The organism is Streptomyces sp. NPDC029139 (assembly GCF_055564335.1).
On sequence record NZ_JBVHWN010000003.1, the window covers coordinates 56,950 to 83,718 of the forward strand.

Annotated in this window: 19 protein-coding genes; 11 read left to right on the forward strand and 8 right to left on the reverse strand. The window is 72.4% G+C overall.

Going from position 1 to position 26,769, the window contains the following annotated elements; all coding sequences use genetic code 11:
* Positions 1-5: 5 nt before the first annotated feature.
* Complete coding sequence (locus ACZ4VW_RS08125; RefSeq protein WP_467959727.1) at positions 6-1,049, reverse strand: phosphatase PAP2 family protein; 1,044 nt, start codon at positions 1,047-1,049, stop codon at positions 6-8.
* Between the two features lie 136 nt (positions 1,050-1,185).
* On the reverse strand, positions 1,186-3,009 hold the full coding sequence (locus ACZ4VW_RS08130) for a glycoside hydrolase family 15 protein (RefSeq protein WP_467959729.1): 1,824 nt from the start codon (positions 3,007-3,009) through the stop codon (positions 1,186-1,188).
* Between the two features lie 168 nt (positions 3,010-3,177).
* On the opposite strand from ACZ4VW_RS08130, the gene ACZ4VW_RS08135 reads away from it, so the two are divergent.
* The 5 genes from ACZ4VW_RS08135 (at position 3,178) to ACZ4VW_RS08155 (ending at position 8,235) form a co-directional block, all read left to right on the forward strand.
* On the forward strand, positions 3,178-3,969 hold the full coding sequence (locus ACZ4VW_RS08135; RefSeq protein ID WP_467959731.1) for a glycosyltransferase: 792 nt from the start codon (positions 3,178-3,180) through the stop codon (positions 3,967-3,969).
* 427 nt (positions 3,970-4,396) lie between these two features.
* Positions 4,397-4,999: a hypothetical protein gene (locus ACZ4VW_RS08140; protein WP_467959733.1), complete on the forward strand. Its 603-nt coding sequence runs from the start codon at positions 4,397-4,399 to the stop codon at positions 4,997-4,999.
* Positions 4,996-6,825 carry a glycosyltransferase gene (locus ACZ4VW_RS08145; RefSeq protein ID WP_467959735.1) on the forward strand — a complete coding sequence of 610 codons (1,830 nt, stop codon included), beginning with the start codon at positions 4,996-4,998 and terminating at the stop codon, positions 6,823-6,825. The genes ACZ4VW_RS08140 and ACZ4VW_RS08145 overlap by 4 nt, the downstream gene beginning before the upstream one ends.
* Positions 6,807-7,151, forward strand: a complete 345-nt coding sequence (locus ACZ4VW_RS08150) for a hypothetical protein (protein WP_467959737.1) — start codon at positions 6,807-6,809, stop codon at positions 7,149-7,151. Before ACZ4VW_RS08145 ends, ACZ4VW_RS08150 begins: the two co-directional genes overlap by 19 nt.
* Positions 7,152-7,176: 25 nt before the next feature.
* Positions 7,177-8,235, forward strand: a complete 1,059-nt coding sequence (locus ACZ4VW_RS08155) for a glycosyltransferase family 4 protein (RefSeq protein ID WP_467959739.1) — start codon at positions 7,177-7,179, stop codon at positions 8,233-8,235.
* 5 nt (positions 8,236-8,240) lie between these two features.
* Here the strand turns inward: ACZ4VW_RS08155 and ACZ4VW_RS08160 are convergent, their stop codons facing one another.
* The 3 genes from ACZ4VW_RS08160 to ACZ4VW_RS08170 all read right to left on the reverse strand — a co-directional run bounded on the left by ACZ4VW_RS08160 (position 8,241) and on the right by ACZ4VW_RS08170 (position 14,781).
* On the reverse strand, positions 8,241-9,026 hold the full coding sequence (locus ACZ4VW_RS08160; RefSeq protein WP_467959741.1) for a class I SAM-dependent methyltransferase: 786 nt from the start codon (positions 9,024-9,026) through the stop codon (positions 8,241-8,243).
* Positions 9,023-13,576: an aminotransferase class I/II-fold pyridoxal phosphate-dependent enzyme gene (locus ACZ4VW_RS08165; RefSeq protein ID WP_467959743.1), complete on the reverse strand. Its 4,554-nt coding sequence runs from the start codon at positions 13,574-13,576 to the stop codon at positions 9,023-9,025. The genes ACZ4VW_RS08160 and ACZ4VW_RS08165 overlap by 4 nt, the downstream gene beginning before the upstream one ends.
* Positions 13,577-13,752: 176 nt before the next feature.
* Positions 13,753-14,781: a LacI family DNA-binding transcriptional regulator gene (locus ACZ4VW_RS08170; protein WP_467959745.1), complete on the reverse strand. Its 1,029-nt coding sequence runs from the start codon at positions 14,779-14,781 to the stop codon at positions 13,753-13,755.
* A gap of 203 nt (positions 14,782-14,984) precedes the next feature.
* On the opposite strand from ACZ4VW_RS08170, the gene ACZ4VW_RS08175 reads away from it, so the two are divergent.
* The 5 genes from ACZ4VW_RS08175 (at position 14,985) to ACZ4VW_RS08195 (ending at position 21,714) form a co-directional block, all read left to right on the forward strand.
* Complete coding sequence (locus ACZ4VW_RS08175; protein WP_467959747.1) at positions 14,985-16,331, forward strand: ABC transporter substrate-binding protein; 1,347 nt, start codon at positions 14,985-14,987, stop codon at positions 16,329-16,331.
* Positions 16,332-16,428: 97 nt separating this feature from the next.
* Positions 16,429-17,427: a carbohydrate ABC transporter permease gene (locus tag ACZ4VW_RS08180; protein WP_467959750.1), complete on the forward strand. Its 999-nt coding sequence runs from the start codon at positions 16,429-16,431 to the stop codon at positions 17,425-17,427.
* 4 nt (positions 17,428-17,431) lie between these two features.
* Positions 17,432-18,289: a carbohydrate ABC transporter permease gene (locus ACZ4VW_RS08185; RefSeq protein WP_467959752.1), complete on the forward strand. Its 858-nt coding sequence runs from the start codon at positions 17,432-17,434 to the stop codon at positions 18,287-18,289.
* A 62-nt stretch (positions 18,290-18,351) separates the two neighbouring features.
* On the forward strand, positions 18,352-19,812 hold the full coding sequence (locus tag ACZ4VW_RS08190; protein ID WP_467959754.1) for a GH1 family beta-glucosidase: 1,461 nt from the start codon (positions 18,352-18,354) through the stop codon (positions 19,810-19,812).
* A 162-nt stretch (positions 19,813-19,974) separates the two neighbouring features.
* Positions 19,975-21,714 carry a VanW family protein gene (locus ACZ4VW_RS08195; protein ID WP_467959766.1) on the forward strand — a complete coding sequence of 580 codons (1,740 nt, stop codon included), beginning with the start codon at positions 19,975-19,977 and terminating at the stop codon, positions 21,712-21,714.
* Here ACZ4VW_RS08195 and ACZ4VW_RS08200 read toward each other — a convergent pair.
* Positions 21,701-22,555: a class II fructose-bisphosphate aldolase gene (locus tag ACZ4VW_RS08200; protein WP_467959768.1), complete on the reverse strand. Its 855-nt coding sequence runs from the start codon at positions 22,553-22,555 to the stop codon at positions 21,701-21,703. The genes ACZ4VW_RS08195 and ACZ4VW_RS08200 overlap by 14 nt on opposite strands.
* Positions 22,555-23,520 (reverse strand): SIS domain-containing protein, encoded by a 966-nt coding sequence (locus ACZ4VW_RS08205; RefSeq protein ID WP_467959770.1) that lies wholly within the window; start codon positions 23,518-23,520, stop codon positions 22,555-22,557. The genes ACZ4VW_RS08200 and ACZ4VW_RS08205 overlap by 1 nt, the downstream gene beginning before the upstream one ends.
* Before the next feature lie 151 nt (positions 23,521-23,671).
* On the opposite strand from ACZ4VW_RS08205, the gene ACZ4VW_RS08210 reads away from it, so the two are divergent.
* Positions 23,672-24,466: a DeoR/GlpR family DNA-binding transcription regulator gene (locus tag ACZ4VW_RS08210; protein ID WP_467959772.1), complete on the forward strand. Its 795-nt coding sequence runs from the start codon at positions 23,672-23,674 to the stop codon at positions 24,464-24,466.
* A 43-nt stretch (positions 24,467-24,509) separates the two neighbouring features.
* Here the strand turns inward: ACZ4VW_RS08210 and ACZ4VW_RS08215 are convergent, their stop codons facing one another.
* Positions 24,510-26,573 carry a phosphocholine-specific phospholipase C gene (locus tag ACZ4VW_RS08215; RefSeq protein ID WP_467959774.1) on the reverse strand — a complete coding sequence of 688 codons (2,064 nt, stop codon included), beginning with the start codon at positions 26,571-26,573 and terminating at the stop codon, positions 24,510-24,512.
* Positions 26,574-26,769: the final 196 nt, after the last annotated feature.

Consider the following 26,769-nt stretch of genomic DNA (forward strand, 5'->3'; position numbering starts at 1 on the left):
CGACATCAAGATATCTCGTGATCGGCCTCGGTGGGAAAGGGCCCCGGCTCGGGGGATACGGGGGTGCCCGTGAGCCGGTACTGGGTGGGGCGGGCGCCCAGGTCGACATGGCGCAGCAGGACGAGCAGGACGAGCGTGACCGCAGCGCTCGCCCCGGCGGCGAGGGCGTGTCCTGCCTGGTAGGCGAGGCGGGGAAGGTTCGGCGCCGGGGGCTGCGGGGCGAACATGGAGTCGACGAGCAGGACCATGCCGAGGCCGAGGCCGCCCACGGCGGCGACGCAGAGAGGCAGGATGACGAGGAGGGTGCGGAGCGGCAGGGGGTCCCTGCGCCCGGGGCCCACCCGGCCGCGGCGGGCGAGGACCGCGACGAGCCCGCAGGCCACGGCGAGGACGAGCAGGTCGGCGCCGATCGTGTCGCTGGGCCGGTGCCATCCGGCGGCCACGGTGTACGCGCCCACGGCGATCGCCCACAGGGCGCACAGGCCCACGGCGAGGCCGCGCGCCCGGTACGGAACGACGAGGGCGAAGCCGAACATCACGCTCATCGCGATCGTGGTGTGCCCGCTGGGGAAGCTGTTGGGGAGCAGCTGCGGGGGCGCGTCGACCAGGTCGGGGCGGAACAGGACGTAGCGCTTGAGCACCTCGACGAGGAGCAGACAGAGGCCGACGGTGCCCAGGGCGACCACGGTGAGCGCGTACCGCCGGCGGAGCATCCCGATGACGGTCAGCACCAGCAGGGCGACGGCCAGGGAGTACACGGTGACGTACTGCAGCGTGCGGTTCGCCTCGTGGGCGGCGGCCAGCGTCGGGTCGGTGAGCCGGCCGGCGAGCACCGTGTTCTCCCAGCGCTGACCGGTGGCGGTCAGCACGAGTCCGGCGTAGACGACCGCGAACAGCAGGACCGAGCCGAGGCAGGCGTGTCGCATCCTTTTGCGGACGCGGGTGCTGAAGGAGTCGGCCGCTTCACCGGCGACGGCGGCATACCACCAGGTGCCGGAGTCCAGCGCCTGCTTCCTGCCGTCGGTACGGAGCCTGTCATGGGGAGCCATGGTCCGATTCGAACCCGGCGGCGGCTCGCCCGCCCGCTGGACGCACCCGAACGAATCGCCGACCGGGCGTGACGGGGGTCGATGACATCGACGCGGTGGCTCAGGGTCGGCGGGGCGGGCGGCGGGGCGGCTCCGATCACGTCACGGCGGAGCGGCCCAGGGTCGAACGATCGTGCCGGCGCGTCCCGAACAGGGTGAACGCGGTGTTCACCAGGGCGACGTGACTGAGGGCCTGGGGCATGTTGCCCAGCTGGCGCCGGGTGTGCGGATCCCATTCCTCGGCGAGCAGGCCGACGTCGTTGCGGATGTCCAGGACCCGCTCGAAGACGGTGCGCGCCTCGGCCTGGCGTCCCGTCATCGACAGGGCGTCCGCGTACCAGAACGTGCAGGCCAGGAAGGTCCCTTCGGCGCCGGGGACACCGTCCACCTCGTGGACATCGCCGTTGCTCACGTCCGCGTACCGCCGCAGGAATCCGTTGTCGTCGAGGCGCCCGATCGCCCGGACGGTGCTCAGGACGCGCGGGTCGGTCGCGGGGAGGAAGCCGAGCCGGGGGATCAGCAGCGCCGTCGCGTCGATCTGCCGGGCTCCGTAGTACTGCACGAACGACTGCTGTTCGTCGCTCCAGCCCCGCGCGCACACCTCGTCGCGCAGATCGCGGCGCAGGGCCTGCCAGCGCCGGACGGAGGTGCGCAGGCCGGCGACCCGGGCCAGGCGCAGCGCCCGGTCGGCGGCGACCCAGGCCATGATCTTGGAGTGGACGAAGTGGCGGCGCGGACCGCGGACCTCCCAGATGCCCTCGTCGGGGTCCTGCCAGCGGTGCTCCACGTACTCCAGGAGCGAGGCCATCAGGCTCCAGACGTGCGCGTCGATGGCGACGCCGGCCCGGACGGCCGAGTAGATCGTGCCCAGCACCTCGCCGTAGATGTCCAGCTGGAACTGGTCGACGGCCGCGTTGCCGAACCGGACCGGGCGTGAGTCCTCGTATCCGGGCAGCCAGTCGGCGAGCACCTCGGGGAGGTTGCGCTGTCCCGCCACGCCGTAGAGCGGTTGCAGATCGGCGGGGTCGCCCGCGACGGCGCGGACGAGCCAGTCCTTCCAGGAGAGCGCTTCGTGGCGGTATCCGCTGCGGAGCAGACAGGAAAGGGTGAAGGTGGAATCGCGCAGCCAGCAGAATCGGTAGTCCCAATTCCGCTGGCCTCCTATGGATTCGGGGAGCGAGGCCGTCACCGCGGCGACGACTCCGCCGGTCGGCGCGTAGGTGAGGGCTTTCAGGGTGATGAGCGATCTGACGACCGCTTCGCGATGGGGGCCGTCGTAACGGAGATTCGACGTCCATTCGTCCCAGAAGGCGAGGGTGCGGTCCAACTCCGCGTCCACGTCGGGCATCGGCGGAGGCGCGGAATGGGAGGGGCTCCAGGCGAGGACGAAGGAAGCGCGCCGACCCGCCGTCAATGTCACGTCAAGGGAGATGCATTCGTCGGTGACGGAGATGTCGGTGCCCGGACCGCAGCGCAGGTACGCCGCGTCGGGACCGGCCACGGTGGCGACCGTACGCCGGTCGACCAGCCGCGACCAGGGGACCACGCTGCCGTTGTTGAAGCGCAGCCGCAACTCGCCGTGGAGGTCGACTCGCCCCGCGACGCAGTCGACCAACCGGACGATCTGCGGGGCCTGTTCGCGCGGCGGCATGAAATCCGTGATGCGTACGGTGCCGGAGACGGATTCCCAGACGGATTCCAGCACCAGGGTGTCACCGACGTAACTGCGGCGGCTGCACGGCCCTTTGCCGGCGGGTGCGAGGCTCCACTGCCCGTGGGACTCGGCGCCCAGGATCGCGGCGAAACAGGCGGGCGAGTCGAAACGCGGCGCGCACCACCAGTCGACAGCCCCGTCGATCCCTATGAGAGCCGCCGTCTCCAAATCCCCTATGAGGGCGTAGTCCTCAATTCGCCCTGCCATGAAGGGATTGTAATACGGTGGAGGGGAGCCGTGCGGCAGGGAATGCGATGGATTCCCGCTCACCCGCATAACGAGCCGCCCGCAGAAGGTCCGGACGCGGTCGGGAGAAGACCGATCCCGGAGGGCCATACCGAGAGGTCCGTACCGATGGGTAAGGGGCCACATCCGATGCGCCGGTCGACCGACCGTGCGCCGGGGGGCGATGCCCGCACGGTGAGCCTGGTCGTCCCGGTGCGGCCCGGGGACGGCGACACCGGCCGACTGCTCGCCCAGGTGCCGCCCGACGTCAGGGAGGTCGTCCTCGTCGGACGCGGTTCCGGCGACATGGCCGCGGACCGGCACATGGAGGGCGCGCCGGGCACCGCTCAGGGCATTGTCTCCGTACGCAGGCTCGGGCCGTGGAACTGCGAGGCGGGCGACATCCCCCACGCGGGGCTGCTCGCCGCCACCGGTGACCACATCGTGCTGATGGGCGCCGACGGCTCCATGTCCCCGCGGGAGATCCCGCACTACCTGCACTACTTGGACAGCGGGTACGACTTCGTCAAGGGCTCACGCTTCATCGCCGGTGGCGACTTCGCCGACTACCCGCTGCCGCGCCGGCTCGGCCACAGCACGCTGCTCCGTCTCGCCCGGCAGCTGTACGGCCAGCACCTGACCGACCTGTGGTACGGCTTCTGCGCCTTCCGCCGGGGCTTCGTCGACCTGCTGGACCTGCGCGAGGACGGTGTCGAGCTCGGCGCCGAACTGGTCACCCACGCCCTGCACTACGGGCTGCGCATCGCCGAGGTCCCCAGCCTCGAACTGCCGCATCCCCACGGGTCGCCCCACCCCCGCACGTTCCGGGACGGCGCACGCATTCTGGGCGGTCTGCTCCGGGAGCGCCCGCACAACGCCCTGCACAGGCTCGCGCCCGCGACACGGTTCGAGAAACGCGCGAAGGAAATCCACGACGCTTGACGGATCAGATACCGGATGCTAACGCTTGAAGTCAGGCATTTCGGACGCGTCACAGACCCTTGGCAGGGTCGGTTGCCGGAAGAAGCTCGCCGTGATCGCACCATGCATCGGCCGGACCCCGGTGGCACCCGCTCCGCATCCACTGCGACGGGTGACCGACTGGCCCTCCCCCGAGTCTCGGCGTGCCGCCCGCGCCTCCCCCCGCCGTCCCACGGCCCATCCCGCACGGCGCGCCTCCGACCGCCTCCCCGTCGCGGTCCGCTCCCGCCCTTCCGCCGTCCGCCGTCCGCGAGCGGCAGCCCGGCGCCGGCGCTCCCGTTCCGTCCGCGCCCGCGCCACACCCACCCGGCGCGACGGCGGATCGGACGGCCCGGGCCGATCCGAGCGCTCCGCAGCACCTGCGGCATCCGCGGAACCCGCTGACCGGATGCGTTCCGGTGCGCTCTTCGTCTGCGCCCCGGCCCGCCGCCCTGTGGATCGGGGCCGACCGGTGGCCGGGATCTCGCGCGGCACCCCGTCCCGCGCCTCGCGCGCGCCCCGGCTGCCGCTCCTCGCCCTGCTCCTGCTCCTGCTCCTGCTCCTGGCCCTGCTCGGAGCGTGCGCTCCGCTCCGGCCCCATGCCGTCGTGTGGCTGGTCGCCGCGACGGTGACGACCACCATGGCGTCGTGGCGGTTCTTCGCCCGCCGCGGCGCGCCCGTCCCGTACGAGTCCGGCACGAGCGGACCGGACGGACCGGGGCCCGGAGGGATGGGCCCCGGAGGGACGGGACGGGGAGGTACGGAACCCGGAAGCGTGCCGGGCCGGGTTCCGTACCGGAAGGCCGGGAGCCCCGAGGCACGCGGAGTGTCGCGCCGCGAAGACGTCCGGCTCGCGCTCACTCCGCCGCTGCCGCTCGCCCTCTCGCCGCGCACCGGGGCGGAGCACACCGGCCATCCGCTCAGCCGGTGGCCTGCCCGCGCCGCGGTCCGGGAGGCGCCCTCGCGGGTGCCCCTCGTGGCCACCGGGAGACGGCGGGGGCGGTCCTCGTGAACGCGGCGGACGCTCCCCTGCTGGTGGCGGTGTCCGGTCCCGTCGGCTCGGGCACGTCCTCGCTGGTCCGGCGCCTGGCGGCGCTCCTGGGCGAGCGCGGCTTCGGCGTCACCACCGTCCACGGCCACGGCTGCTTCCTGTGCCGCGGTCTCACCGCCCGGCCACGGGCCGGGGACGCGCACGGGGAAGGCACGCGGCCCTCCGGCGAGGCCGAGCGCGGGAGCTCGTGGACGCGCCGTGCCCACGCGCTCCTCGACGCGAGCGAACTGTCCGTGCGGACGACCGTCGCGCTCCGGCTGCTGTCCGTCCGCTACCCCGGCCGCCCCACGGCCGTCCTGACGGACCGTGGACCGCTGGACGGGCTGGTGAAGTTCGACCCCCCGCCACGTGCCCTGGCCTCGACGCTCTTCCTCCGGACCGCCCGCCGCTACGACCTGAATTTGCTCCTGGAGGCCGCACCGGCCACCGTGCGCGCTCGCGACGGGGAGGACGAGGCGGCAGGGCCACCGGCCGCCTGGTGGGCGCGCCATCGCTCCTCGGGCTCCCGCCTGCCGAGGGTGGCACGCCTCGACGGTGAGCGGGCCCCGTCCCTGGTGGCGGTCGAGGCCCTGGAGCGGACGCTCGACAGCGCGAGGGACCGGAACGGCGGCCGGGATCCGGAGAACGGGACACCAGGGACCGCACGCAGGCGCGTGGTCGTCTCGATCTACGACGACGCGGGCAACCCCGACTACCGGGGCGGTGGCGCGCTGGTGGTCGAGAAGGTCGCCCGCAGGCTCTCCGAGGACTTCGACGTGACGGTGGTGACGGCCGGGCTGCGCGGGAGCACGCGGGAGCACGACGGCGTCCACTACCGCTACCTCCCCGTGCGCTGGGCCGGCCCGCGCGCCGGGCACCTGCTCTTCCTGGCCCTGCTGCCCTTCCTGGCGCTCAGGCTTCCGCACGACGCCTGGCTGGAGAACTTCACGCCGCCGTTCTCGACGAGCTTCCTTCCGCTCTTCTCCCGCGCCCCGGTGGTCGGCATCAACCAGGGCCGCGGCGCCGAGGCGCTGTGGCGCGGGTACCACGTTCCGTTCTTCCTGGTGGAGCGGTTCGGGCTGCGCTGCTACCGGCATCTCGTGGTGCTGAACGAGGCGGACGCGTCCGCCGTGCGGCGGCTCCGCCCCCGGGCCGACGTCCAGGTGATCGCCAGCGGTGTGGAGCAGCGGCAGATCGACGACGCCCGGCTCGGCGACGGCGACTACATCCTGTTCCTGGGCCGGATCGACACCTGGATCAAGGGCATCGACCTGCTGCTCGACGCCTACGCGCGGGGCCGTCCGCCGATGCCGCTGCTGCTGGCCGGCAACGGCACCCAGGCCGAGGAGCGGAAGCTGGCGGCGCTGCTGGCCGCGCAACCCGGCGGCGTCCGCTGGGTGGGGTGCGTCGGGGAGGGGCGCAAGCGGGATCTGCTGCGGGACAGCGCGTTCCTGGTCGTGCCGTCACGCCACGAGACCTTCGGCCTGGTGGCGCTGGAAGGCATGTCGTACGGGAAGCCGGTTCTCCATTTCGATCTGCCGGCGCTGCGCTGGATGAGCGACGGCGGCGATGTCGCCGTGCCGCCGTTCGACGTGGCGGCGCTGGCCGACCGGATGCGGATGCTCGCCACCGACGAGCAGGCGCGCCGCTCCCTGGGGCGGCGGGCGGGGAACGCCGCGCAGCGCTACACCTGGGACGAGATGACGGGCCGGTACCTCACCCTGACGCGTCGCCTCGTCGACGCTCCGTACGCCGGGCGAAGGCAGCGGAGGGAGAGGAGGGGTGCGCCATGGCCGTCGACCGGCTGACCGCCGAGGTGACGACGGGGCGCACGTTGCCGGTGCCCTCCGGACGGCCCGAGCGGTGGACGAGGGCCGAGGCCCGGGCCCAGGTCGTGGTCGAGGTCGAGGTCGAGGCCCGGGCCCAGGTCGAGGCCCGGGCCCAGGCCCAGGTCGCGGCCGAGCGACCGGCGGAAGCCGGCCGGTCGGTGCGCGCGTCCCACGGGTCGACGTGCGGCGAGGGCGGCCCGTACCCCATCCCGCCGCCGGACACCCCGCGCCCGGTGGGTGGTCCGGTCGTCCCCGTGGCCGCGGTGACCTTCATGGCTTCGCCGGGGGCGGGTCATGGACGTTAGCGCGCGCCGGCCTCGGGTCCTCCTCATGACCAGCGGCCCGCTGGACGGAGCGGGCGGCTCGGACGTGCGGCTGGCCACGGAGGTCCTCGGCGCGCTGCCCGACGTGGACTTCGTCTGGTTCTCCCAGCGGCCGCGCCGGGCCGGGCGGCCGCCGCTCCGCGGCCGGCCGATCCCGATCCTGGCGAGGGGCGGTACCCCGGGTGCCCCGGAGCGGATGCAGTCGACGCTCGCGGGCGCCGCGACGGCACGCCGTGTCGACCTGGTGCACGCCTTCCTGACGATCGGACGCGCCTTTCCCCTCTTCTCCTGGCTGCGCCCGCTGATGCTCGGGGCCCGCCCGGTCGTCCACACCGTGCCCGGGCTGACGGGGCCCGGCCTGCTCGCCAGGACCCGTCCGCTGGGCACGACGGTCGCGCTGTCGGAGTCGATGGCCCGCCGGCTCCGCGCGGCGGACTTCGGTGACGTACGGGTGATCCCGCCCATGGTCCCGCTGGACCGGTGGCCGTGCCTGCCACGTCCCGCCGGCCTGCCGATGGTCCTCTTCGCCGGCCATCACGGCCCGCGGGGCGGCGCCGCGATCACGATCGAGGCCGCGGCCGAGGCGGCGAGCGCGGGGGCCGAGTTCCGGCTCGTCCTGGCCATGCGGGGGCGCCCCGGCCAGGACCTCGGCGCGTCGGAGGAGGAGTTGCGGGAGCTGGCAGGGGCGCGCGGGCTGCGGGACGTGGAGGTACGGGGGTACGTCGACGACATGCAGGCGCTGCTGGCCTCCGCCCATGTGCTGCTCTTCCCGCCGTCGGCGATCGGGGACAAGGCCGACCTCCCGCTGACCGTCCTGCAGGGTCTGGCCACCGGCCGGCCGGCCATCCTCAGCGACCTCCCCCAGTTCGCCGACTTCGGTGACGCGGTCCTGCGCGCGCCCGCGGGGGACGGGCGCAGGACCGGCCAGCAGCTCGCCTGGCTGCTGGCCCAGCCGCGGGTGTGGGACATGCTCGCCGAGCGGGGCAGGGCCACCGTGGAGGAGCGCTTCGGCCCCGAACGGTTCGCCGCCCAGTACGGGGCGCTGTACCGGGAGTTGCTGGCTTGAGGCGTTCACCCCGCGCCGGGCCGTGCCGTGCTCGGCCTGGCGGTGCGTACGGCCGTCAGCAGGATCACCCCCGTGTCGCCGTACTCGGGCAGCGTGCGGTCCTTCTCCAGCCGGTCGATCCGCAGCGCGTCCGTCATCGGGGCGAAGACGGAGCGGACGGTGTCCGCGTCCACCGGGCAGGCCGGCCAGCGGGGTCCGGCGCCGATGCGGTAGCTCGGCATCCGCTCCATGAAGGAGGCGACGAGGTACCCGCCCGGACGCACCGAGCGGACGAAGGCGCCGCAGAGCCCCGTGAACTCGTCGAAGTCCTCGGTGACGCTCTCGGCGACGAAGTTCATCGAGGCCAGGTCGTAGGACCAGGCCGGGAGGACGTCGGCGTCGCCGGCGAGGATCCGCACCCTCCTCAGCGCCTCGGTCGCCGTGCCGGGCAGGCCCGGGTCGAGTGCGCGGCAGAGGGCGTAGAAGGGCTGCCAGCTGTCGTCCGGCCCCCGGTCCAGCTGGTCCCGGAGATAGCGGAGACTGGCGGCGCTCGGTTCGAGCGCGTCGATGTGCCGGCTGGCCGCCGCGGCGAGCATGAGCGGGTAGAGGTTCGGTCCGGCGCCGAACTCCAGGGAGCGCGCGATCCCGCCGGGCGTGAACCGCCGGTAGAAGGCGGAGTGGTGGCGGATCACGCCCATGTCGTACGGATGCGGGCGCCGGTAGTTCTCGGCGAGGTAGTCCTCCACGGGCCAGGCGTTCCAGTCCGCGTCCCGGTTGTGCCGTACCCCGCCGGGGCGCACCGCCCGCTTCACCGGGAGTCCGGCGAGGGGTTTCCGGCCGCGACGCCCCGGGCGAACGGCCCCGCGGACCGTTGCAGCGCGAAACGCCCGGACAGCTCGGTCAGCGCCGCGTTGAGCTGGTCGATCTCCTCGTCGGTGTTCGCGGCGGTGATCTGGACGCGGAAGCCCACCTGGTCGCGCGGGACGAGCGGATAGCTCGCCAGGGTCACGTAGATGCCCCGGTCCCACAGAAACGCGGCGACGGCGTCGAGTGCCTCCGCCTCGGCGAGCGGGATCTCGATGATCGGCAGTCCGTCGGTGTTCGGGGTGGCGATGCCCAGCGCCCGTACGTGCCGCAGGACGCGGTCCGTCTTGCGGTACAGGTCGGCGCGGATCGCCTCGCCGCGCGCCGCGTTGACGTCGAGGCCCGCGAGCGCTGTGGCGAGCGAGGCCGTCGGGGAGGGCCCCGAGTAGAGGTAGGGGGCCGCCGCGACCTTGAGATGGTCCTTCAGCCAGGCGGGCACGGCGAGAAAAGCGAGCAGTGAGGAGTACGCCTTGGAGAACCCGCCGACGAGCACCAGGTTGTCGTAGGACTCGCCGAGATGCCGGACGATGCTGTTGCCCCGGGAGCCCCAGGGCGAGGTCTCACCGGGGCCGCGTTCGCCGATCACGCCGAACCCGTGCGCGTCGTCCACGTACAGCAGTGCGCCGTTCTCGCGGCATATCCTGGCGATCTCCCGGAGGTTCGGGTAGTTCCCGGTCATGCTGTTGACGCCGTCCATGCAGACGAGGCGGCTGACGTCGCCGGGTGCGGCCCTCAGCTGCATGTCCAGGTCCCACGGGCCGGCGGCGTGGAATCGCTTCAGCGTCGCGCCCTGGCCGCGGGCCGCCACACAGCCGTCGTAGACGGTGCGGTGGGCCTGGGCCTCGACGAAGACCCGGCCGCTGCCCGCGAGGAGCGGGATCACCGACTGGTGGATGAGGGTGATGGTCGGGAGCAGCAGGGTGTCCGGTGCGCCGAGGAGTTCTGTCAGCCGCTCCTCGATGCGGGGGTAGAGGCGCGGGCTGCCGATCAGGCGTGACCAGCTGGGGTGGGTGCCCCAGTTCCTGACGTGCGGGCCGATGGCGTCCATGATCTCCGGGTCGAGGTCGAAGCCGAGGTAGTTGCAGGAGGCGAAGTCGACGAGCCACCGGTCGGCGACGCGGAGCTTGCGTCCCTCGACCTGGTCGATGACGGCGTCGCACATCGGGCTGGTGCGTCTCAGGCGCTCCAGGTCGCGCCACCGCGGGTCGCGCCGGACGGGCCCGCCCCGCCTGCTTCCCGCGGCCCGCGGCGTCGCCGTCTGCCGCGCCGCCGTACGGGCTCCCGGACCGACGGCCGGCGTGCCGCCCGGCGTACCGGACCTACCGCGGGCGGGGGCGGCCTCCGCCCTGGCCTCGGCACGGCGCAGGAAGGACTCGGCCTGGTGGGCGGTCATGGGCCGGGCGAAGAGATAGCCCTGGCCGAACTGGCAGCCCATGTCGGCGAGGAGGGCGCGCTGGCCCTCGTTCTCGATGCCCTCGGCGATGACCCGCATCCCGAGGACGTCGGCGATGCGCACGATGCCCTCCACCAGGGCCACCTGCTGGCGGTCGGTGGTGATGTCGTCGATGAACGACTTGTCGACCTTGAGGACGTCGATGGGGAACTCGCGCAGATAGCTGAGCGAGGAGAACCCGGTGCCGAAGTCGTCGATCGCGAGGGAGACCCCGAGGTCCCTCAGCGCCTGCATCGTGGTGCGGATCTGCTCGTCCTTGCGCATCAGGACGGTCTCGGTCAGCTCCAGCACCAGGGAGCCCGGCTCGAGTCCGGAGGACGAGAGGGCGTGCCGTACCTCGTCGAGGAGGCTCGGGTCGCGGAACTGGCGCGCGGAGACGTTGACGCTGGCGTGCAGCGGCGGCTGCCGGCCGGGGCGGGTCCGCTGCCAACGGGCGACGTCGAGCGCCGCGTGCTGGAGCACCCAGGCGCCGAGCGGCATGATGTGCCCGCTCTCCTCGGCCAGGGTGATGAACTGGTCGGGCGGGACCATGCCGCGCCGGGCGTGCGGCCAGCGGATGAGCGCCTCGAAGCCGGCGACGGCGCCGTCGGCGACCTCGACGATCGGCTGGTACCGCAGGGCGAAGGCGTGCTCGGCGATGGCCGTGTCCATGCCCGCCTGGAGTTCGTGCCGGGCGACGAGCCGGGAGTGCAGTTCGGGCCGGAAGCGCCGCCACCGCTTCTTGCCCGCCGCCTTGGCCGCATAGAGGGCGAGGTCGGCGTGGCCGAGCAGTTCCTCGGCGTGGGCGCTGTCCAGGACGGTGGCGATCCCCACGCTCGTCGACACGGACACGGCGCCGTCGGTGAGGTGGAAGGGCTGGCTGAGGGTGTGCACGATGTGGGCGGCGAGGGCCTCGGCGTCAGCGGGCTCCCTCGCGCCCTCGATGAGCACGGCGAACTCGTCCCCGCCGAGGCGGGCTGCGGTGTCGCTGAGGCGCAGCACGGAGGTGAGCCGGCGGGCCACGGCCACGAGCAGTTCGTCGCCGACCGAGTGCCCCATGGTGTCGTTCACGACCTTGAAGTCGTCCAGGTCGACGAAGAGCATGCAGGTCAGGGTGGATTCCCGGCGGCCGCGCAGGAGCGCGCGCTCGATCCGTTCGAGCAGCAGGACACGGTTGGGCAGCCCGGTGAGCGAGTCGTGGAACGCCCTGTGGGTGAGCTGGCGCTCGAGCTTGCGCTGTTCCGTCACGTCGCGCAGGGTGAGCACCAGACCGTGCACGGTCTGCTCGTTGCGGAGGTTGCTGCACCGGACCTCGACGTGCAGGTCCTCGGCGTCGCCGCGCAGCAGCTTCCAGTCGTCCCGGGCGTCCACGTCGTTGCGCGAACGGACTCCGGCCAGGATGCGCAGGGCGCTCGCGGCGTCCCCGGGGGCCAGGACGTCGACGAGCGGGGTGCCGGGCAGCAGCGGGTGACCGAACATGGACTCGGCCGAGGGGCTGGCGTACCGCACGGTGTCGTCGTCGTCGACGATGAGGATGACGTCCGAGGTGTTGTGCACGAGGGTGCGGAAGTACGCCTCGCTGGTGCGCCGGTTGACCTCCTCGCTCAGCCCGAAGCGCTCGAGCGCCAGGGCCGCCTGGGAGGCCAGGGACTGCGCGGGCCCCGAGATCTCGCGGAGCTTCCTCTCGGGGCCCGCGAGCAGCAGGACCCCGAGCAGCTGTTCGCCCGCGGCGGGGGCCTGGAGGGCGAGCGGGCACAGCAGCGCCCGTGGCATGGGCGCGAGGGCGTGTGCGACGACGGGGTCGAGGTGTTCGGTGGGGACGAGCCGGCTGCCCCCGGCGAGGAGTTCGGGCCATGCGGCGCCCTGCGGGCCCGAAAGACCGGTGGCCCGGAAGTTCCAGGGCAGGTGCCCGGTCGGAACGGCGTACAGCAGGTGGCGGCGGTCCCGGGCGAGCAGCATCGTCCTGTGCGGGGTGCCGGGTCCGACGAGCGTGGCGGCGGCCGACTCCACGGCGCCGGCGATGTCGCGCGGGCTCAGCGCGGCCACGAGCGAGGCCGCGGCAACCCGCAGACTGCGCTCGCGGGCCTCGGCGTGGCGGTGGTCGGCCATCATGCCCGCCAGGCGCGTGAGCACGAGCAGGAACATGATCGCGGAGAAGACGGCGATGACGGCGATGTCCTGCTCGCTGTCGGTCCTCAGGGCTTGGTAGAGCAGCAGGACCGGGGCGACGAGCGAGGCCGCCGCGAGCAGGGCGAGACGCCGTTCGGCGACGACGGGCGGCGGCCGCGGCGCGCGCTCGGTCAGCCCGGTCATGGAGGGGTGCAGCGCGGCGAGGCCCCAGGCGGTGAAGAAGAAGACCCAGCCGAGGTCCCAGCCGGTGCCGACCTGCCAGGTGCCCTGCAGCTGGAGCGTTCCGTAGATCACGTCGGAGGCGAGGATTCCGCAGGTCCCGAGGGTGAGCAGCTGCACCGCCCGGGAGTTCAGGCCGCCGGGGACCAGCAGACGGGCGAGCATCGCGAGCATCAGGACGTCACCGAGGGGGTAGGCGATCGAGATCGTCTTCTCGACCCACGTCATGTCGGGGGCCTCGGCGAGCGGGGTGATGAGATGCACCCAGGAGAGCAGGGCGAGCGCCGAGGTGAGGATGAGCGCGTCGAGCGCCACGGCGAGGTCGCGCCCGGCGGCGCGGTAGCGGATGAACCCGAAGAGCCCGAGGGCGAACAGCGGGTACGTGGCCAGGTACAGGGCGTCCGCGACGGACGGGAAGGGGTTGGTCTGCCCGAGCAGGCTCTCCATGACGTTGTACACCGTGTCGCCCGCCACGAAGGTGAAGTTGGCCCCGGCGAGCACGAGCCAGGGCCAGCGCCTGGCCGGCTTGTGGAGATGGACTCCGGTCAGGATCGCGGCCACTCCGCCGAGGCCGATCAGCGCCCACAGCGTGGTGTGCCAGGAAGGGACGGTGAGATAGGCGGCGGTCAGCAGGGCCACGGCGAGCACGTAGACCAAGGTCCACCGCTGCAGCGATCCGAGCCGGCCGAGCGCACGGCTCTGCTGTCGCAGCGGCATCGACGACCGCCCCCTTGCCAGATCGGCGCCCGGTGACGGAAGGGACCCTGTGGTCCAATTCTCCGCACATCGCCAAGGTGGTGCATCTCGGGGGACCGGTCGGCACCACGGAGTTCGCCCGCAGGCGATCTCGCGGACCGGCCGGCACCACGGAGTTCGTCCGCAGGCGCTGAGCGTCAGGACGAGTCGCGGACCACCAGCTCCGTCGGCAGCACGCGGTGCGGCTGCTCCCCCGCGGCTCCGGCGATCTCCTGGAGCAGCAGCCGGGCCATCGTCCGTCCCATCTCCTCGATCGGCTGGCGCACGCTGGTCAGCGGCGGGTCCATGTGGCGCGCCACCGCCGAGTCGTCGACGCCGACCAGGGCGACGTCCTGTGGCACCCGGCGTCCCGACGCGCGCAGGAACGCTCGTGCGCCGGCCGCCATGACGTCGGAGGCGGCGAAGACGGCGTCGAGGTCGGGGCTGCGCTCCAGCAGCTCCCCCATGGCCCGCCGTCCGCCGTCCTCGGTGAAGTCGCCGGTGGCCACGAGGGCTTCGTCGGGCGCGATCCCGGCCTCCTCGAGTCCCCGGTGGTAGCCGTCGAGGCGGCAGCGGGCGACGTACATGTCGAGGGGGCCCGTGATCGTGGCGATGTGGCGGCGGCCCCGTCCGGCGAGGTGGGCGACGGCGGAGCGCCCGGCGCCGACGTTGTCGGAGTCGACGTACGCGACCGGTTCGGCCTCGGTACGGCGGCCGTTCAGGACGGCCGGCAGACCGAGCGCACGTACCTGGTCGGGCAGGGGATCGTCGCCGTGGACCGACACCAGCAGCACGCCGTCCACCCGCTGGGCCGCCAGATACTGCTCGAAGCGCTGGCGCTCCTTGTCGCTGCGGACGAGCGTGAGCAGCAACTGTTTGTCGGCGTCGGCGAGTTCGGCGCTGACGCCGCGGATGATGTCGAGGAAGTACGGCTCGGCGAAGAGCCGCGCCTCGGTCTCGGGGATCACCAGCGCCACGGCGTCGGTACGGCTGCCGGCCAGCGCCCGCGCCGCACGGTTCGGCACGTAACCGAGTTCGGCGACGGCCCGGTCGACGGCGGCCTTGGCGTGCTCGCTCACCCGCGGGGAGCCGTTGATCACCCGCGAGACCGTGCCCCGGCCGACGCCGGCCCTGGCCGCGACCTCCTCCAGGGTGGGCCTGCCGCTCTGGCGCCCGCTCACGACCATGTGCCGTCTCCCCTCGTCTCCCTGCGTTCCCCCGACCCTATCAAGCATGGGAGCGCTCCCACCCCTCGCGTAACGGATCCTGGCCCACCCCTTGACACCCGTACGAGCCAGGCAGCAACCTTCGGGCGAGACGCAGTGGGAGCGCTCCCACGTGGCGGGCCGCAGCGCCCACGCATCGCACCACCCTGGACGAGGAGAGTCGTATGCGCATTTCCAGCACGAGCCGCAGCAGACAGAGGCACCGCGGCACCGCACGGGCCGCGGTCGCGGGGGCCGTGGCCTGCGCCGCCCTGATCACCGGCTGCGGCGGCGACGGCGGTTCCGACGAGGCCGGCGACGGAAAGATCACCCTGCGCATCGGGACCTTCGGCTCCTTCGGTTACGACAACGAGACCGGTGCCAAGCTGTACGCCGAGTACGAGAAGCTGCACCCCAACATCAAGATCGAAGAGTCGAACGTCGCCGACGGGCAGAAGTACTGGGACACGCTCAAGCTACGCCTGTCCCGCAACAGCGGACTCGCCGACATCCAGGCGCTCGAGGTCGGCTACATCTCCGAGGCCACCGGCCCCACCATGGGTGACAAGTGGGTCGATCTCGGCACGACCGGCGGGGCGGACGTCGGCGCCTTCCTCGACTGGAAGATCAAGCAGGCCAGCACCAGCGACGGCAAGGTCATCGGCCTCGGGACCGACATCGGCCCCATGGCCATCTGCTACAACAAGGAGCTCTTCGCCAAGGCCAAGCTGCCGACGGACCGTGAGGCGGTCGCCAAGCTGTGGCAGGGCGACTGGAACGCGTTCATCAAGACCGGCGAGACCTACAAGAGCAACGCTCCCGCCGGAACCGCCTTCCACGACTCCGCGAGCGGGCTGTTCAACGCCGTCATCTCCAGCGAGCCGGTGCAGTACGCCAACACCAAGGGCGAGCTGGACTACGAGAACAGCCCCGGCGTCAAGAAGGCCTGGGACACCGCCGTCGCGGCCGCCCAGGGCGGACTCACGGCCAAGCTGCGCCAGTTCGACGAGAAGCAGACCTGGAACGCCGCGTTCAAGAACTCCAAGTTCGCCACCGTCGCCTGCCCCAGCTGGATGACCGGCATCATCAAGGACTCCGCCGGCCCCGAGAACCAGGGCAAGTGGGACATCGCCGCGCCGCCGGTGGCCGGTAACTGGGGTGGCGCGTTCCTCGCCGTCCCCAAGGCCGGCAAGCACGCCAAGGAGGCCGCCGAGCTCGCCGCCTGGCTCACCGCGCCCGCGCAGCACGCCAAGGTCTTCGGGGTGAACGGCAACATCCCCTCGACCAAGCACACCCTCACCTCGGCGGTCGTCCGGGACGCCAAGCTGCCGTACTTCGGTGACACCCCGGTCGGCAAGATCTACTCGGAGGCCGCGGCGGGCATCACGCCGGCGCCGATCAGCCGCTGGGACGGCCAGGTGAAGACCTTCCTCACCGACAACGGCATCCTCGACATCGAGCAGCGCGGCACCGATCCCGCGAAGGCGTGGGACAACGTCAAGAAGCTGATCGAGGACAAGGTCGAGCAGTAGCGGGGCCCACGAGCCGCCCGGCGCTCCCCCGCCGGGCGGCCGCACTCCCTCCCACCCGCGCGCAGCACATCCGTACCGATTCCGAAGGGACGCCCCCGTGGCCACCTCCCTCCGGGCGGCGGCCGACGGCTCCCCGCCGCCCGCCCCGCCCGCCCCTGCCTCACCTCCGCCGCCTCCGGCGCCCGGAGCCTGGCGCAGCCGGCTCTACCGATGGGACCTGCGGCTCAGCCCGTACGCGTTCGTCGCCCCGTTCTTCCTCACCTTCGCCGCCTTCGGCCTCTTCCCGCTCATCTACACGGGCTGGCTCTCGCTGCACCGCGTCGAGCTCGGCGGAGACGCGCAGTGGAAGGGGCTGGAGAACTACGCCGACCTCGCCGACAGCACCTTCTTCTGGCAGGCGCTCCTCAACACCTTCACCATCGGCGTCATCTCCACGGTCCCGCAGCTGCTGATGGCCCTGGGCCTGGCGCATCTGCTCAACTACAAGCTGCGCGGCCGCGGTTTCTTCCGGGTCGCGGTCCTCGCCCCGTACGCGACTTCGATCGCGGCGGCGACGCTCGTCTTCGCCCAGCTCTTCAACACCGACTACGGGCTGATCAACACCGCTCTGGGCTGGGTCGGCTTCGATCCGGTGGACTGGGAGTCCTCCCGGTGGCCGTCCCAGATCGCGATCTCGACGATCGTCACCTGGCGGTGGACCGGCTACAACGCGCTGATCTACCTCGCCGCGATGCAGGCCGTGCCGCAGGACCTCTTCGAGGCGGCGGCGCTCGACGGTGCCTCGCGCTGGCGGCAGTTCCTCAGCGTGACGATCCCCTCCATCCGCCCGACGATCCTCTTCACGATCGTCGTCTCCACGATCGGCGCCACCCAGCTGTTCGGCGAACCGATGATCTTCGGCGGCAGTCTCGGGGTGAGCGGCGGCAGCGGCAACCAGTTCCAGACGCTGAGCCTGCTGATGTACGAGAAGGGCTGGGTGACCGGCGCGCTGGGGCAGGCGTCCGCCATCGCCTGGGTGATGCTCCTGCTCCTGCTGCTGATCGGAGCCGTCCAGACGCTCGTCTCCCGGGCGAACCGCAAGAAGCTGGGGGCCTGAGCTCATGTCACGTCTTCGTCTGCGCCCGTCGGCGGGCCGCCAGCACCACGCGGGTCCGCTGACCTACGTCCTGCTGGGCCTGGCCGCACTGGTCTCGCTCTTCCCGCTGTACTGGAACCTGGTCGCCGCCTCGCACTCGGGCGAGCGGGTCGCGACGGCCCCGGCGCCGCTGCTGCCCGGCCCCCGGCTCTTCGACAACCTCACCTTCGCCTGGAACCAGGTCGACATGGGCGAGGCGCTCGTCAACACCACCGTCGTCGCGGGGCTCGTGGCCCTGTCGACCGTGATGTTCTCCACCCTGGCCGGCTTCGCCTTCGCCAAGCTGCCCTTCAAGGGGCGGGGCGCCATGCTGGCCCTCGTGGTGGCGACCATGACGATCCCGCCGCAGCTCAGCGTCATCCCGCTCTACCAGATCATCACCGACCTCGGCTGGGTCGACCAGCTCCAGTCCGTCATTCTGCCGTCCCTGGTCGCCGCCTTCGGTGTCTTCTTCATGCGGCAGTACCTCATCGAGGCGCTGCCGGTGGAGCTCGTGGAGGCGGCCCGGATGGACGGCGCGCACAGCCTGCGGATCATCTGGCACGTGGTGTTCCCGGTGGCCAGGCCCGCGATGGCGGTGCTCGGCATGCTGGTCTTCGTGCAGTCCTGGAACGACTTCTTCTGGCCGTTCATCGCGCTGACCCCGGACGGCAGTCCGACCCTCCAGGTGGCCCTGGCCGGCCTCGGCGCGGGCAATCACACCGTCGACCAGGCGATCGTGCTGACCGGCGCGCTGATATCCACGGTGCCGCTGCTGCTGGTCTTCGCCCTGCTCGGCAAGCACATCGTCGGCGGCATCACCTCGGGTGCGGTCAAGAGCTGACCGGCGCGCCGATCTCCCGCAATTCCTCCCTGTACATCCCTCTCACCCGGGAGCACTTCCGCATGACCGCGACTGATCCCCGACCGCTCACCGCCACCCGCTCGTTCCCGCCCGGCTTCCTCTGGGGCGCGGCGACCGCCGCGTACCAGATCGAGGGCGCGGCGACCGAGGACGGCCGTACCCCGTCGATCTGGGACACCTTCTCGCACACCCCGGGGAAGGTCTTCGAGGGCCACACCGGCGATGTGGCGGTCGACCACTACCACCGGTACCGCGAGGACGTCCGGCTGATGTCCGAACTCGGCCTGAACGCCTACCGGTTCTCCGTGTCCTGGTCCCGGGTCCAGCCGACCGGCCGGGGCCCGGCCGTCCAGAAGGGCCTGGACTTCTACCGCCGCCTGGTCGACGAGCTGCTCGCCGCCGGGATCGAGCCGGCCCTCACCCTCTACCACTGGGACCTGCCCCAGGGGCTCGAGGACACGGGCGGCTGGCCGGAGCGGTCGACCGCCGAGCGGTTCGCCGAGTACGCGGGCATCGTCGCCGATGCCGTCGGCGACCGGGTCCCCCGCTGGACGACCTTCAACGAGCCCTGGTGCAGCGCCTTCCTCGGTTACGGCTCCGGGGTCCACGCCCCGGGCCGTACCGACCCGGTCGCCGCCCTGCGCGCCGCCCACCACATCAACCTGGCCCACGGTCTCGGCGTGCAGGCGCTGCGGGCCGCGCTGCCGGCGGACCGGCAGATCGCGGTCTCGCTCAACCTGCACGAGGTGCGGCCGCTGACGCCCTCCGCCGAGAACGCGGAGGCGGCCCGCCGGATCGACGCCGTCGGCAACCGGGTCTGGCTCGGCCCGATGCTGGAGGGCGCCTACCCCGAGGACCTGCTCGCCGACACCGCGCACCTCACCGACTGGTCCTTCGTCCGGGACGGCGACATGGCCACGTGCCACCAGCCGCTGGACCTGCTCGCGATCAACTACTACACGCCGACGGTCGTCTCGCACGTCGCCGAGGGCGAGGAGAAGCCGCAGGACGACGGTCACGGCAACAGCGCGTTCTCGCCCTGGCCGGGTGCCGACTCGGTCGCCTTCCACCAGGCGCCGGGCGAGCGCACGGCGATGGGCTGGGCCGTGGACCCGAGCGCCCTGTACGACCTGCTGACCCGGGTGGCGTCCCGCTACCCCGGTCTGCCGCTGGTGATCAGTGAGAACGGCGCCGCGTACGAGGACGAGGTCGGCCCGGACGGCACGGTCCACGATCCGCAGCGCGCCGCCTACGTCCACGCGCATCTGGACGCCGTGCACCGGGCGATCGCCGACGGGGTCGATGTCCGGGGCTACTTCCTCTGGTCGCTCATGGACAACTTCGAGTGGGCGTACGGCTACGCGAAGCGGTTCGGCGCGGTCCACGTCGACTACGCCACGCTCGCCCGTACCCCCAAGTCGAGCGCCCGCTGGTACGCGCGGGTGGCGCGGTCCGGCGAGCTCACGGACCCGGCGGCAGACCCGGCGGCGGGCGGCGTCTGATCAGGAGTGGCGGGGGCGCGAGGCCGGTCTCGCGTCCCCGCCCTCGCCCCGGCACCACATCCTCATCACCGCTGGTCAGGGGCTCCCGACATGCGTGGGGCACCCCCTCGGCGTAACGTCGCCGGTGGATCTCGGGGACGCCGAGCGCACCGGGAGGGCTGTGTGCGTGGCTCCAGGTACGACGACGTGGCCGCCTCGCCCCGCGGCCGCCGTGGCATACGCATCGCGGTGACGGCGGCCGGAGCGGCCCTCGTCGCCGCCGGCGGACTGTACGTGGCGGGGCTCGTCGCCGCCGGCGGCGAGATATCCGAGGGCACCCGCGTCGCCGGGGTGGACATCGGCGGCATGAGCAGGAACGAGGCCCGCGCGAAGCTCGCCTCCTCGGCGCCCGCGTCCTGGACGGCCCTGATACCGGTGCGGATCGGTGAGAGCACCGGCGCCGTCGATCCCGCCACGGCCGGGCTGACCGTCGACGTCGGCGGGACCGTCCAGAAGGCCGCCGACTCGGCACGGGACCCGATGACCGTGATCGGGCGGCTGTTCTCCACCGAGGAACGGGACATCGAACCCGTCGTCGCCTTCGACGAGGCCGAGGCACGTACGGCGATGACCGAGACGGCCCGGACGTACGACCGCGCGACCGTCGAGGGTGCCGTCTCCTTCAAGGCGGGCCAGGCGGTGACCGTCCACGCCCGCGACGGGCAGAAGCTGGACGTCGACCGGGCCGTCGACACGCTGCGCGCCAACTATCCCGACCGGGTCGCGGGAAGCCCGGTGACACTGCCGACCGCGGTCTTCCGGCCCAAGGTGAGCGAGACGGAGACGGTGCGTTTCCTCGACGAGTTCGCCACGCCGGCGATGTCGGGGCCGGTCACCCTGACCGTCGACGGCAAGAGCATGCGGATCACTCCGACGACGCTGGGCGCCCATCTCACGGTCAAGGCGGACGACAGGGGCCGTCTCGTGCCCACGCTGAACGCCCAGGCGCTGATCCGCGACCCGGCGGTGGCGCGCCCGCTCGACGCGATCGCCACCGGGCCGGTGGAGGCGGAGCTGGGGGTGGAGAACGGCCGCGTGGTCGTGCTGTCGGACGGCCGCCCGGGACACGAGGTGACCGCCGAGGCGCTGCGCGACGCGGTGCTGCCGCTGCTTCCCGAGAAGGGCGAGGCCGCCCGTACCGGACCCGTGGCGACCCGGCTGATCCAGCCGGTCCTCACCCGCAAGTCGGTGGCGGAGATGGGGATCAGGGAACAGATGTCGACCTTCACGGTCGACTTCCCCACCGCGCCCTACCGGACGATCAACATCGGCCGGGCGGTCGAGCTGATCAACGGCTCCGTGGTGAAGCCGGGCGAGGTGTGGAGCTTCAACCGGACCGTCGGCGAGCGTACGAAGGCCAACGGTTTCGTCGACGGCACGATGATCCTGGACGGGCAGTACCACTCGGCGCCCGGCGGAGGTGTCTCCGCCGTCGCCACCACGGTCTTCAACGCGATCTTCTTCGCCGGCGTCAAGCCGGTGGAGTACGGGGCGCACTCGTTCTACATCGAGCGCTACCCGCCGGGCCGGGAGGCGACCGTGGCCTGGGGCACGCTGGACCTGAAGTTCCGCAACAACTCCGACGCGTCGATCTACATCCGGGCGAGCGCCACGGACTCCTCGGTGACGGTCAGCTTCCTCGGCACGAAGAAGTACGACGCCGTGGAGGCGGTGGAGGGCCCCCGCACCAACCTCACGGAGCCGGCCGAGCGGAAGGGCACCGGTCCCAAGTGCGAGCCGCAGCCTCCGCTGGAGGGCTTCGACATCACCGTGGACCGGGTCTTCCGCGACGACGGGGCGGAGGTCGGCCGGGAGACCTTCCGTACGCACTACACCCCGCGCGACCGCGTCACGTGCGAATGAGCGGTGCCTCGGCGGTCAGCACCCGGAGGAGGTGGGTGACCGCCTCCGCCACGGCGGTGCGCGCCGGGCCGAGATAGCGGCGCGGGTCGACGGTCGAGCCGTTCTCCCCCAGGTGTGTCCGGACGGCCCCGGTGAACGCCTTGTTCAGATGGGTCGAGACGTTCACCTTCGTCATACCGGCGTTGACGGCCCAGCTGAGGTCCACGTCCCCGACCCCGGACGAGCCGTGGAGCACGAGGGGGACGTCCACGGCGTCGCGCAGCCGGGAGACGAGTGCGAAGTCGAGGACGGCGTCCCGGGTGAGCATGGCGTGGGAGCTGCCGACGGCGACGGCGAGGGCGTCGACGGCGGTGGCGGCGACGAACTCCCGTGCCTCGGCGGGGTCGGTGCGCACGCCGGGGGCGTGGGCGCCGTCCTTCCCGCCCACCTCTCCGAGTTCGGCCTCCACCCAGACGTCGTGGCGGTGACAGAAGTCCGTCATCTCGCGGGTGGCGGCCACGTTCTCCTCGTACGGGAGGGTGGAGGCGTCGAACATGACGGAGCGGAAGCCGAGCTCGACCGCCTCGCGTACGAGTTCGGGCGATGCGGCGTGGTCGAGGTGGACGGAGACCGGGACGGTGGCCCGGCGGGCGATGGCCAGGGTGGCGAGCCCGATGGGTTCCAGGGAGCCGTGGTAGCGCGCCGTGTTCTCGCTGATCTGGAGGATCACGGGCAGGCCCGCGGCCTCCGCCCCGGCCACGATGGCCTGGGCGTGCTCGATCTGGATGACGTTGAACGCCCCGGCGCCGGCGTTCCGCTCGCGGGCGCCGAGGACGATGTCGTCGGTGGTGGTGAGAGGCATCAGTTGCGCTCCGCTCCGACGGTGGTCAGGACGACGGACCGGGTGAGGTTGCGCGGCCGGTCCGGGTTCTGGCCCTGGGCCTCGGCGAGCAGGACCGCGAGTCGCTGCGCGCGCACGAGGTCGGCCATCGGGTCGAGGTGGTCGTCGGCGCCGGCCGACTCCGCGACGAGGGTGCCGCCCACGCGGGCGACGTCGTCGGCGAGGCCGGTGGGGACCGGGCCGAAGGACCAGGCCACCCGGCCCGGCGCGGTGATGCTGATCGGGCCGTGCCGGTACTCCATCGCGGGGTACGCCTCGGTCCAGGCGCCGGCGGCCTCGCGCATCTTCAGGCCGGCTTCGAGGGCGAGGCCGTAGGTCCATCCGGTGCCGAGGAAGGTGTACTGCTCGGCGCCGGTGACCTCGGCGGCGAGGGGCGCGGCGAGGGCCCGCTCGGCGTCCGCGGCCGCCCGCTCCACCGTGCGGACCCCGGGCGGAAGGGCGTCCTCGGCCTCCAGGTGGACACGGAGGAGGGCGAGGGCGGTGGTGGCGAAGCGGGTCTGCACCACCGACTCCTCGTCGGCGAAGTCCAGGACGGCCACGGCGTCGGCGGCCGCCATGACGGGGGTCTCCGGGTCGGCGGTGAGGGCGCCGGTGGCGACGGTTCCCCTGACGCGGTCGAGCAGCTCAAGGACCTCGGTCGTGGTGCCCGAGCGGGTGATGGCGAGGACGCGGTCGTAGCGGCGCCCGGTCGGGAACTCGGAGGCGGCGAAGGCGTCCGTCTCGCCGTGGCCACCGCCCTCCCGGAGCTGGGCGTATGCCTGGGCGACGAACCAGGAGGTGCCGCAGCCGGTCACCGCGACGCGTTCACCGCGCACCGGGAGGGCCGCGCGGTGCTGCGGCAGGGTCGCGGCGGCCTTGCGCCAGCAGGCGGGCTGGGAGGCGATTTCGACGGCGGTGCGGGAGGTGGAGGGTCCCGAGGTGGACACGTGCGGCTCCTTCACTGGCGAGTGATGCTCACTTCTGCTCGTAACACCATACTTTCAAGCAACTTCGAGCACCCGTTTGGTGCGCAGTATCCCTGAGTTCGCGCCCACGGTCCAGGTCTGCCCGCTTCCGCGCGGCGATAGGATCGCGATCATGTCGAAGCACGAGCGGTGGAACACGCTCCTCGAACTGCTCGCCGCCACCGGCCGGCTGGAGGTCGAGGACGCCGCGGCGACGCTCGGCGTCTCCCCGGCCACGATCCGCCGGGACCTGGACGAACTGGCCGAGCAGCGCCTCCTCGTCCGCACGCGCGGCGGGGCGGTGCCGCAAGGGGTGTCGTACGAGCTTCCGCTGCGCTACAAGTCCTCCCGGCACGCGTCGGAGAAGCAGCGCATCGCCGCGGCCGTGGCGGAGCTCGTCCACGAGGGCGAGGTCGTGGGTCTCAACGGCGGGACGACCACCACCGAGGTGGCCCGCGCCCTCGCCCTGCGCTTCGCCGGGGGCGGGGCGCGGGAGACGGTCGGCGCCCCCGCCCTGACCGTGGTCACCAACGCGCTCAACATCGCGGGCGAGCTCGCCGTCCGGCCGCAGATCAAGATCGTGGTCTCGGGAGGCGTGGCCCGCTCGCAGACGTACGAACTGGTCGGCCCGCTGGCCGCCGGGGTGCTCGACGAGGTCGTGCTCGACACCGTCGTCCTCGGCGTCGACGGCATCGACCCGCGGCTGGGGATCATGGCCCACCACGAGGACGAGGCGGGGATCAGCCGGCTCTTCGCCGAGCGGTCCAGCCGGGTCGTCGTGGTCGCCGACTCCTCGAAGCTCGGCAGGCGGGCCTTCGCCCGGATCTGCGGGGTCGACCGCGTGGACGTCCTGGTGACGGACGAGGCCCTCCCGTCGGAGGCGGCACGGGAGCTGACCGACGCGGGCGTGCGGGTCGTCACCGTCTGACCCCGCCCGCGCCGTCCGATCGGCCGCACCGCCTCCCTCCCGCTCAGGCCGTGATGATCCCGGGGTCGCTGACACCCGGCGCCCCGGTCTCCACATGGCCGGCGAAGCGCCGCAGGAACGTGCTGTCGCCGTCGGAGACGACCGTCAGGTCGTACCAGTGACCGCTGCCCCGCGGATCCACGGCGTGGGTGACGGTGGCCCCCTGGAGCACCTTGAAGGTCTGCGACCGCCCGCCGTAGGCCGCGGCGCCGGTGACCGTGAGATGCACGTCCACGGTGCCGGGGTTCGTCATCGTGAGCACGAGGGTCCCGGCGACGCCGTCGTGACGGGCCGTCACCTCCGGACCGGCCGACGTGCCCGGCCCTCGGAAGCGGCGCAGGAACCCCTGCGGCCCGGTCACCGTGAGGTCGTACGTCCCCGCGGAGTACGCGGTGTTCCAGGTGTCCGGCAGGCTCGCGCCGGCCCCGGCGGTGTACGTCCACGGGCCGTCGGTGCGGTTCGGTGCCGTGACGTGGAAGAAGGCCCCGGCCCTGGCGCCCGCGCCGAAGGTGAGGGTGAAGCGGCCCGTGGACGGGGTGGCCGAACCGTCGACGTACAACTCGTACGGCAACGCCCTGATCGGACGCGCGCCCGCCTCCTGCACGGGCAGGACCGGCTTCCTGGGCGGCTTCGGGACGTAGCTGGGGTGCCGCTCGCTGTCCGGCGGCTCGTACGCCGAGGTGTCGGGCAGCACGGCGGGCGCGGTGTCCTCCAGCGCGAAGTCGAAGGCCGAGGTCAGGTCGCCGCAGATGGCCCGCCGCCAGGGCGAGATCTGCGGTTCCCGGACACCGAAGCGGCGCTCCATGAAGCGGATGATCGACGTGTGGTCGAAGACCTCCGAGCAGACGTGACCCCCCTTGCTCCAGGGGGAGACGACGATCATCGGCACGCGCGGGCCGAGGCCGTACACCCCGGCGGCGTAGCGGGCGTCGCCGGCGAACCGGTCGAGGGAGGTGTCGACGGTGGAGAGCCCCTGGGCCGCCGAGGAGGGCGGATACGGCGGCACGACGTGATCGAAGTATCCGTCGTTCTCGTCGTACGTGAGGAACAGCGCGGTCCTGCTCCACACCTCGGGGTCGGAGGTGAGCGCGTCGAGGACCTGGGCGATGTACCAGGCCCCGTAGTTGGCGGGGAAGTTGGGGTGCTCGGTGAAGGCCTCGGGAGCGACGATCCAGGAGACCTGCGGGAGCCGGTCCGCGGCGACGTCGGCCCGCAGGATGTCGAAGAACCCGTCGCCCTTCGACACATCGGTGCCGGTGCGGGCCTTCTCGTGCAGCGGGCTGCCCGGCCGGGCGGTGCGGTACTGGTCGAAGTAGAGCAGCGAGTTGTCACCGTAGTTGCCGCGGTAGGCGTCCTCGATCCAGCCCCAGTGGCCGGCGGCGTCCAGACCGTCGCCGACGTCCTGGTAGATCTTCCAGGAGACCCCGGCCTGCTCGAGCCGCTCGGGATACGTCGTCCAGGAATAGCCCGCCTCCTCGTTGCCGAGGACGGGGCCGCCGCCCGTTCCGTCGTTGCCGGTGTGACCGCTCCACATGTAGTAGCGGTTGGGGTCGGTGGCCCCGATGAAGGAGCAGTGGTAGGCGTCGCAGACGGTGAACGCGTCGGCGAGCGCGTAGTGGAAGGGGATGTCGTTCCGGTTCAGATACGCCATCGTGCCCGCGGACTTGGCGGGGATCCACTGGTCGTACGCGCCGTTGGCGAACGCCCGGTGGCCGCCCGCCCAGTCGTGGTTGAGCCCGGCGATGAACTGCATCCCGAGGTCGTCGGCCGTCGGGTGGTACGGCAACACGGTCTTGGTGCCGTCCTGCTGGTGCCAGACGGACTTGCCGCTGGGCAGGGTGACCGGACGCGGGTCGCCGAAACCCCGTACCCCGTTCAGCGCGCCGAAGTAGTGGTCGAAGGAGCGGTTCTCCTGCATCAGCACGACGATGTGTTCGACGTCGGCGAGGGTCCCGGAGGCCCGGGCCGCGGGGATGGCGGCGGCCCGGGCGATGCTGCCGCTGAGGGCGGCGAAGCCGGCGGTGGCGCCCGCCATCTGCAGGAAACGGCGCCGGTTGAGTTCGGTCATGGGTCTGAGCACCTCTGATGGATTCCGGGGACGGTGGTCCGAGCAGCCCAAGATCAGTGGGTGAGGGGGCGGGGGCGTGGCGTCGACGCGTGGGCGCGCGGTACGGGACATGAACGCGGAGCGGAGAGGGCGTCCCCACGGCCGCGTACACCGTAGGGTCCGGCGGCGCGCGGCCGAGGGCGCTCGGCGAAGAGTC